The organism is Sphingomonas bacterium (genome assembly GCF_903643035.1).
Taxonomy (GTDB): domain Bacteria; phylum Pseudomonadota; class Alphaproteobacteria; order Sphingomonadales; family Sphingomonadaceae; genus Sphingomonas.
Window position 1 is genome coordinate 1 of sequence record NZ_CAHJWW010000135.1, and the last position, 7825, is coordinate 7825.

Annotated in this window: 6 protein-coding genes and 1 pseudogene; 4 read left to right on the forward strand and 3 right to left on the reverse strand. The window is 70.0% G+C overall.

All coding sequences use genetic code 11. The annotated features are described in order from the left end of the window. Positions 1 to 1099: OPT family oligopeptide transporter (locus HUV01_RS09600; RefSeq protein WP_174298057.1), on the forward strand; the 1099-nt coding region annotated here is incomplete at its 5' end. A 61-nt stretch (positions 1100 to 1160) separates the two neighbouring features. After that, a complete protein-coding gene (locus tag HUV01_RS09605; protein WP_174298058.1) occupies positions 1161 to 1592 on the forward strand; it encodes an endonuclease domain-containing protein in 432 nt (143 codons plus the stop codon). 27 nt (positions 1593 to 1619) lie between these two features. On the opposite strand, the gene HUV01_RS09610 is transcribed toward HUV01_RS09605, so the two are convergent. From HUV01_RS09610 to queF, 3 genes are all read right to left on the reverse strand, one after another. Beyond that, positions 1620 to 2903, reverse strand: coding sequence for a glycoside hydrolase family 130 protein (locus tag HUV01_RS09610; protein WP_174298059.1), 1284 nt, complete (start codon positions 2901 to 2903; stop codon positions 1620 to 1622). Between the two features lie 41 nt (positions 2904 to 2944). Next, on the reverse strand, positions 2945 to 5209 hold the full coding sequence (locus HUV01_RS09615; RefSeq protein ID WP_174298060.1) for a glycosyltransferase family 4 protein: 2265 nt from the start codon (positions 5207 to 5209) through the stop codon (positions 2945 to 2947). Positions 5210 to 5329: 120 nt separating this feature from the next. Beyond that, a complete protein-coding gene (gene queF, locus HUV01_RS09620) occupies positions 5330 to 5776 on the reverse strand; it encodes a preQ(1) synthase (protein WP_174298061.1) in 447 nt (148 codons plus the stop codon). A gap of 45 nt (positions 5777 to 5821) precedes the next feature. Between queF and HUV01_RS09625 the strand changes: the two are divergent. Both HUV01_RS09625 and HUV01_RS09630 read left to right on the forward strand, forming a co-directional pair. After that, positions 5822 to 7374, forward strand: a pseudogene (locus HUV01_RS09625) (cryptochrome/photolyase family protein). A 41-nt stretch (positions 7375 to 7415) separates the two neighbouring features. Next, a partial coding sequence (locus HUV01_RS09630) for a rhodanese-like domain-containing protein (RefSeq protein ID WP_254606533.1) occupies positions 7416 to 7825 on the forward strand: 410 nt, incomplete at its 3' end.

The window sequence follows — 7825 nt, forward strand, 5'->3', positions numbered from 1 at the left end:
CCGTTCCTCCCTCGCCGCGAGCCACGCCCGCGCCCGCGACGAGGCGCTGCCGATCGAGGAGCGCGACCTGCCGTTCGGCTGGGTGGTCGGCGGCAGTCTCGCGGTACTGGCGCCGATCGCCGGGCTGCTGTGGTCGGTGATCGCGGGCGGGCCGCTGGCGGCGTCGGGCGTCGTGCTGATCGCGGGCGCGCTCGTGTTCGTGCTCGTAGCCGGGCTCGTGATCGCGGCGGTGTGCGGGTACATGGCCGGGCTGATCGGCGCGAGCAACTCGCCGGTATCGGGGATCGGCATCCTGTCGGTCCTCGCCGCGTCGCTCATGCTGGTCGGGCTGTTCGGCCGCGGGCAGCCGGCGGGGACGACCCAGGCACTGGTCGCCTATGCGCTGATCGTGACGGGCATCGTGTTCGGCGTCGCGACGATCTCCAACGACAACCTCCAGGACCTCAAGACCGGGCAGCTGGTCGGCGCGACGCCGTGGAAGCAGCAGGTGGCGTTGCTGATCGGGGTAGGCTTCGGCAGCCTGGTGGTGCCGCCGGTGCTCCAGCTGATGATGCGCTCGTTCGGGTTCGCAGGAATGCCGGGCGCGGGGCCGAACGCGCTCGCCGCGCCGCAGGCGGCGCTGATCTCCGCGCTGGCCAAGGGGGTGCTGGGCGGCGACCTGAACTGGGCGATGCTCGGCTGGGGCGCGGCCGTGGGAGTGGCGGCGGTGGCGGTGGACGAGGCGCTGGGCCGCGCCAAGCTGCTCCGCCTGCCGCCGCTCGGCGTGGGGCTGGGCATCTACCTGCCGATGAGCGTGACGCTGCCCGTGGTGCTGGGGTCGGTGCTGGGGCATCTGTACGACCGCTGGGCGGACGGCACGCACGACCCGGAGGCGACGCGGCGGACCGGCATCCTGATGGCGACGGGCATGATCGTGGGCGAGAGCCTGTGGGGCGTGCTGTTCGCGGGGATCGTCGCGGCAGCGGGCACGGACGCGCCGCTGGCGGTGGTGGGGGACGGGTTCGGCGGCTGGGGGTTGGGTGGGGGCACGGCGCTGTTCCTCCTGCTGACGTGGGGGCTGTACCGGCGGGCGCGGGGAACCGGCCGGCATCAATCATAAGTTCTGATCCTCCCCCGCCAGGGGGAGGTGGCGCCGCAGGCGACGGAGGGGGAGGTGGTCGATGCGCCTCGACGGATCGGACGATAGCCGGCGTTTCGCCCGCCAGCTGCGCCGCAGCATGACGCCGCCGGAACCGGCGCTATGGTTCGCCCTGCGACGCAACGATGCCGACCTGCGCTTCCGGCGGCAGCACCCCGCCGGTGACTACGTGCTCGATTTCTTCTGCGCGCCGGCCCGGCTGGCGATCGAGGTCGACGGCGAGGTTCATGGCCGTGGCGACCGGCCGGCTCGGGACGCGGCGCGCGACGCGTGGCTTCAAGTACGCGGCGTCGAGGTCCTGCGTTATCCGGCACGAGATGTGCTGATGGAACTCGACCTTGTCGTCCGGCAGATCGTGTCGACCGCCGTGGAGCGGCGGGACGTGCTCGTGGCCGGTCAGCGGCCTCCCCCTCCGTCACCTTCGGTGCCACCTCCCCCTGGCGGGGGAGGATGAAAGATGGTGGTCGTCGACCGGCCGCGCCTAAGCCATTGCCGCCAGCATCTCGCCGATTCCCACGAACGCGAATCCCACCGAGCTGTCCGCGATCCCGTACGGCATGAACAGCGTGTCGCCGTGCTTGATCGCGCCACAGGTGTAGACGACGTTGGGGACATAGCCTTCGCGATCATGGTCCGCCGCCGCCAGGAGCGGCTGGCGCGTGCGGCCGATCACCTTGGCGGGGTCGCGCTTGTCGAGCAGCACGGCGCCGATCGAATACTTCCGCATCGCGCCGACGCCGTGCGTCAGCAGCAGCCAGCCCTCGTCCAGCTCAATCGGCGCGCCGCAGTTGCCGATCTGGACGAGCTCCCACGGGAAATGGGGCCTGAGGATCATCGCGCCCTCGTCCCAGTGCGTCAGGCTGTCCGACTTGAGGAGGAACAGGTTCTCGCCGTCCTGTCGCCCGATCATCATGTACTTGCCGCCCACCTGGCGCGGGAACAGCGCCATGCCCTTGTTGCGCGACGCGCTGCCCGTCATCGGCACCAGATCGAACGAACGGAAGTCGCGCGTGCGCATCAGCTCGGACTGAATGATCGAGCCGTTGTAGGCGGTATAGGTGCCCAGCCACTCGTAGCTGCCATCCCCATGCTGGAACTGGACGAGGCGCAGGTCCTCCAGCCCCTTGGACTGGGCGCGCGTGATGGGGAAGATGACGGTGCCCGACAGCGTGCTGTCGCGGTGGCGATAGACGGTCACCGGCCCCTCGGGCAGCTCTTCCTCGCCATGCCCCGGGCAATCGGTCGCGGTCGCGAACGGCGGCTCGGGCGCCAGCACCAGATCCCTTGCCTCGGTGATGATCCCCTCGCGGAACGCGACGGACGAGATGTGCCCCTCGCCCACCGCGCGCAGCGACATCAGGATGCGCATCGACCCCGCCGGCATGCCCGACTGGTCGAAATGCGGCACCGCGCTGGGGTTCATCAGCGCGGCGGCGGCATAGCTGTACTCGTGGCAGAAATAGGCGCCGATCAGCTGGCGCTTCTCGTCGCCGATCTCCGCCCCGTCGAGGCGCATCACATCCTCGATCTCGTCGTAGCGGGTCATGAATATGCGCCGCGTCTGCCAGTGGCGCGCCTCGAAATCGCGCAGCACCAGTTCCAGCTGGTCACGCGCGTCGCCGGGCGACATCTCCAGCACCTCCCGCACCAGCCGCTCGGCGCGGCTGGGACCCGTCGCGGTGGGCGACCAAGCGAGGTGGAAGGGCCGCACGACGACCCGCGAGGGATCGGCATGCAGCCGCAACTGGTGATCGAAGATGTCCACGCCCGCTTGTGTCCCGGATTGCCTGCCCCGGCGCCGGGCGTTCAGGCGACGGCGCGGTCCGTCCCTGCCACGCCCGCCGAGCGTTGCGAAAGCCCCGAAATCGCGCACGACGCCATTTGCAGCGCCAAAATCGACTCCGCCCCCTGGTTGCGGTTCAGGCCGGTCGGCATCAGCCCGTCGAAACAGCCGCCGTCGCTCTGGCTCGCAAGCGGCAGGTCGAGGTCGTTGGAGCCGAGATACCAGCGATAGGCCCTGTACGCCTCCTCCACCCAGCGCGGATCGCCGGTCGCCTCGTGCGCCGCCACGCAGGCGTCGATCGTCGCCTGCGCCTCCAGCGGCTGCTGGTCGAACGCGAGCGGCTCCTCGTAGGGGCGGCCGAAGCTCTCGGTGCCGATCGCCCGGAACCTCCCCTCCGGGCTGGTCTGCATGCCGACGATCCAGTCGAGCGTGTCGAGCCCGCACCGCACGAGGTCCTGGCGGCCCAGCGCCTGGCCGGCGCGGATCAGCGCCTGCGGCAGGCGGGCGTTGTCGTACGCCAGCACGATCTCGAACCAGCGCCACTCGGGACGGCGCGCTTCGGCGAGCAACGCCAGATGCTCGTCCGGGAACCGCGCCAGGATCGCGCGCGACAGCTCGTGCCCCGGCAGCGCCTCCAGCATCGCCGCCGCGCCCAGCATCGCGAACGACTGCGCGCGCGGGCTCTGCAGTTCGAGCGACAGGCTGGCGGCCTGGTCGAACATCGCCACCGCCCAGTCGCGATGCTTGCGCATCCTGGAGTCGCGCGCCGTCATGCCCAGCGCCCACAGCGCGCGGCCGTTCGAGTCCTCGGACCCGACGTCCTCGCACCAGGTGCGGTCGAAGGTCATGAAGTTGCGGAAGCGGCGCCGCTCCGGGTTCCAGGCGTATTGCAGGAACGAGGCATAGATCGTCGTCCAGCGATCCCGCTGCTCCTCGGCCATGTCGGCGATCATGTGAGTGAGCATCAGCGCGCGGGCATTGTCGTCGATGCAATAGCCGTGACGGCGATCGGGAACGGAATAGATCGAGTGCTGGAGCATCCCGGTCGAATCGGTCATCCGCTCGACCGCCGCGAAATCGGGCGACAGCGCGCGGACCGGCGCGTTGGCGGCCGATATCCGGCGCGGCTTGGTGGCGAGCGCCGCCTCCATCTCCGCCATCGCCCGTTCCGCCAGGCGCGACCAGATCATCGTGCGTCCGCGATCATAGGCCCGCCGCGACAGGCGGAGACGGTTCCGCTCGGAGCCGAGCAGTTCATTGATGGCGGTCGAGAACCCCTTATCGTCGCCAAAGTCAACCAGAACGCCATGCCCGTCGGCGAGTATCTCGGTCGCGTGCACATAGGGCGTCGAGACCACCGCCTTGCCGACGCCGACCGCATAGGAGAGCGTGCCGCTGGTGATCTGCGCCGGGTTGACATAGGGCGTCGCATAGACGTCGGCGGCCTTGAGGCAGTCGATCAGCTCGTCGTTCTCCAGAAAGGCGTCGACGAGCCGGACGTTGGACGACACGCCCAGCGATCCCGCCAGCGCCACCAGCCGCTCGCGATAGGCCTGGCCCTCCTGCGCCACGAGGTTGGGATGGGTGGAGCCCAGCACCACGTAGAGGACGTCGGGATGTTCCGCCACGATCGCGGGCATCGCCCGGATCATCGTCTCGATGCCCTTGCTCGGCGCCAGCAGCCCGAACGTCAGGACGACGGGATGGCCGAGCCACCCGAACCGCTTCTTGAAGGCTTCGGGATCGCCGAACGCCAGGTCGGGCACGCCGTGCGGGATCATCGCCAGCAGACGGGGGCTGGCGCCATAGACGCGCTGGAGGATCTCGCGGCCCTTCTCGGCCATGACGATCACCTTGGCGGCGCGGCGCAGCAGCCCCTCCATCACCCGCCGCTCGTCGGCGCTCGGCCGCTCCAGCACGGTATGCAGCGTGACGATCAGGGGCAGCGAGGTGCGGTCCAGCAGCGTCAGTATGTGCTCGCCCGCCGCGCCGCCGAAGATGCCGTATTCGTGCTGCAGCCAGATCACCTGCGCGCCGCTCGCCTCGATCGCGCGGGCGGCCGAGATATAGGCCATGAGGTCGTTCTGCGGGATGCTGCGCGTCACCTCCGGGGGATAGGCATAGGGAGCGTGGTGGTCGTCCATCGCGTAGACGTCGACCGCCACCTTCGGAAAGCTCGCGCGCAGGGCGGCATGCGTATCGGTCGTGTAGGTCGCTATACCGCATTGGCGAGGCAGGAAATTGCCGATTAGGGCGATGTGATCGACCGACGTGACGTCCTGCTTCACCTTGATGTATCCTCCCGGGGCCGGCGATCCGCGCTAGCTGTACGATCGATGAACGATCGCGATGTTACATGGTTGCGATCGCGCCTTCCTGCAACATGGGCGTACCGCCCGCCATTCGGCTCAGCCGCGGCCGCGATAGGGCGGGACGCCCTGGTCGGGCAGCCACAGGTCGGCGGGCGGCGGCCCGCTCTGCCAGAAGACGTCGATCGGGATGCCGCCGCGCGGGTACCAATAGCCGCCGATGCGCAGCCAGTGCGGCGCCATCTCCGCGACCAGCCGCTCGCCGATCCCGACGGTGCAGTCCTCGTGGAACGCGGCGTGGTTGCGGAAGCTGCCGAGGAACAGCTTCAGGGACTTCGACTCGACGATCGTCGCGGCGGGGACGTAGTCGATCACCAGATGCGCGAAGTCCGGCTGGCCCGTCACCGGGCACAGCGACGTGAACTCCGGCACCGCGAAGCGGACCAGATAGCGCGTGTCGGCGCGCGGGTTGGGGACATAGTCGAGCGCCGCCTCGTCCGGGCTGGCGGGAAGGCGGCTTGGTTGACCAAGGTGAACGGGTGTCATCGGCACTATCTAGGCGTCGGCGCAGCGGATACCAATCTGCCGGCCATGATCCTGATACCCGTGCTGGGCGACCAGCTGTCGCCCTCGCTGTCCGCCCTCGACGGCATCGACCCCGCCGGGGCGGTGGTGCTGATGACGGAGGTAGCCGACGAGACGACGTACGTGCGCCACCATCGGCGCAAGATCGCCTTCATCCTGTCGGCGATGCGCCACCATGCGGCGGCGCTGCGCGGCGCGGGGTGGCAGGTGCGCTACGTCGCGCTCGACGATCCCGATAACACGGGCAGCTTCACCGGCGAAATCGCGCGCGCGGTGTCGGAGCTGGCCCCCGACCGGATCGTCGCGACGGAAGCGGGCGAGTGGCGCGTGCTGGCGATGCAGGAGGCGTGGGAGACGCTGTTCGGCATTCCCGTCGACATCCGCCCCGACACCCGCTTCGTCGCGACCACGCGGAGTTCGAGGAGTGGGCGCAAGGCCGCGCCGAACTGACGATGGAGTGGTTCTATCGCGACATGCGCCGCAAGACCGGGCTGCTGATGGACGGGGCGAAACCGGCCGGCGACCGCTGGAACTTCGACAAGGAGAACCGCAGGCCGGCGAAGGCGGACCTGCTGATGCCGCGCCCGCACGCCTTTCCGCCCGACGCGATCACACAGGACGTGCTGGCGCTGGTGGCGGCGCGCTTCGCGGACCATCCCGGCAGCCTCGACGGGTTCGACTACGCGGTGACGGCGGCGGACGCGGAGGCGCAGGCGGCGTATTTCATGCGGCATGCGCTGCCGCAGTTCGGCGACTACGAGGATGCGATGCTGGTCGGCGAGCGGTTCCTGTGGCACTCGATCCTGTCGCCGTACCTCAACGCAGGACTTCTGGATCCGGTCGACCTGTGCCGGCGCGCGGAGGTGGAATACCGCGCCGGGCGCGCGCCGCTAAACTCGGTCGAGGGCTATGTCCGCCAGATCATCGGCTGGCGCGAATACATGCGCGGCATCTACTGGCGCGAGGGGCCGGGCTATGTCGACCGCAACTTCCTCGACGCGCACCGGCCGCTGCCCGGATGGTACTGGACCGGCGACACCGACATGCGCTGCCTCGCCGAGGCGCTGGGGCAGACGATGGCCACCGCGCACGCGCATCACATCCAGCGGCTGATGGTGACGGGCAATTTCGCGCTGCTGATCGGCGCCGATCCGGCGGCGGTGCACCGCTGGTACCTGGAGGTCTATGTCGACGCCTATGAATGGGTCGAGCTGCCCAACACGCTGGGCATGAGCCAGTTCGGCGACGGCGGCCTGCTCGGCTCCAAGCCCTATGCCGCGTCGGGCGCGTATATCGACCGGATGAGCGATTACTGCCGCCACTGCCGCTACGACGTGAAGAAGCGCGTGGGCGCGGACGCCTGCCCGTTCAACGCGCTCTACTGGGACTTCGTCGCCCGCAACGAGGACAAGCTCGCGCGCAACCGGCGGATGCAGATGCCCTACCGGACCTGGCACAAGTGGACCGACGCGCAGCAGGCGGAGACGCGCGCGCAGGCGGCGGGCTTCCTCGCGGCGCTGGACGCGGAGGCGGCGAACGCGGCGGCGGGCGGCTACTGACGCGGGTGGCGGGTCCGTCGCGATTGGGGTAGCGCGGCGCAATGGACGCGCTCGTCACTCCCGAATGGCTCGCAGGACAGCCGCGCGGGCACGATCTAGTCGTGCTGGACGCGAGCTACGCGTCCACGGTCCCGGGCTCCCCGCCGCACGATCCGCTCGCCGCCTATCGCGCGGGGCACATTCCAGGGGCGCGGTTCCTCGACCTCGACCCGCTCGTGGACGCCGGCGCGCCGCTGCCCTCGACGATCCCGCCGGCCGCGCTGGTCACGCGGCGGCTGCGCTCGCTCGGCATCGGCGACGGCACGCGGATCGTCCTGTACGACGACGTGGCGCACCGGACGTCGGCGCGGGCGTGGTGGCTGCTGGCGGCGTTCGGGATCACGGACGTGGCGCTGCTCGACGGCGGCATCGCGCGCTGGCGGGCCGAGGGACGACCGCTCGTCACCGGGGA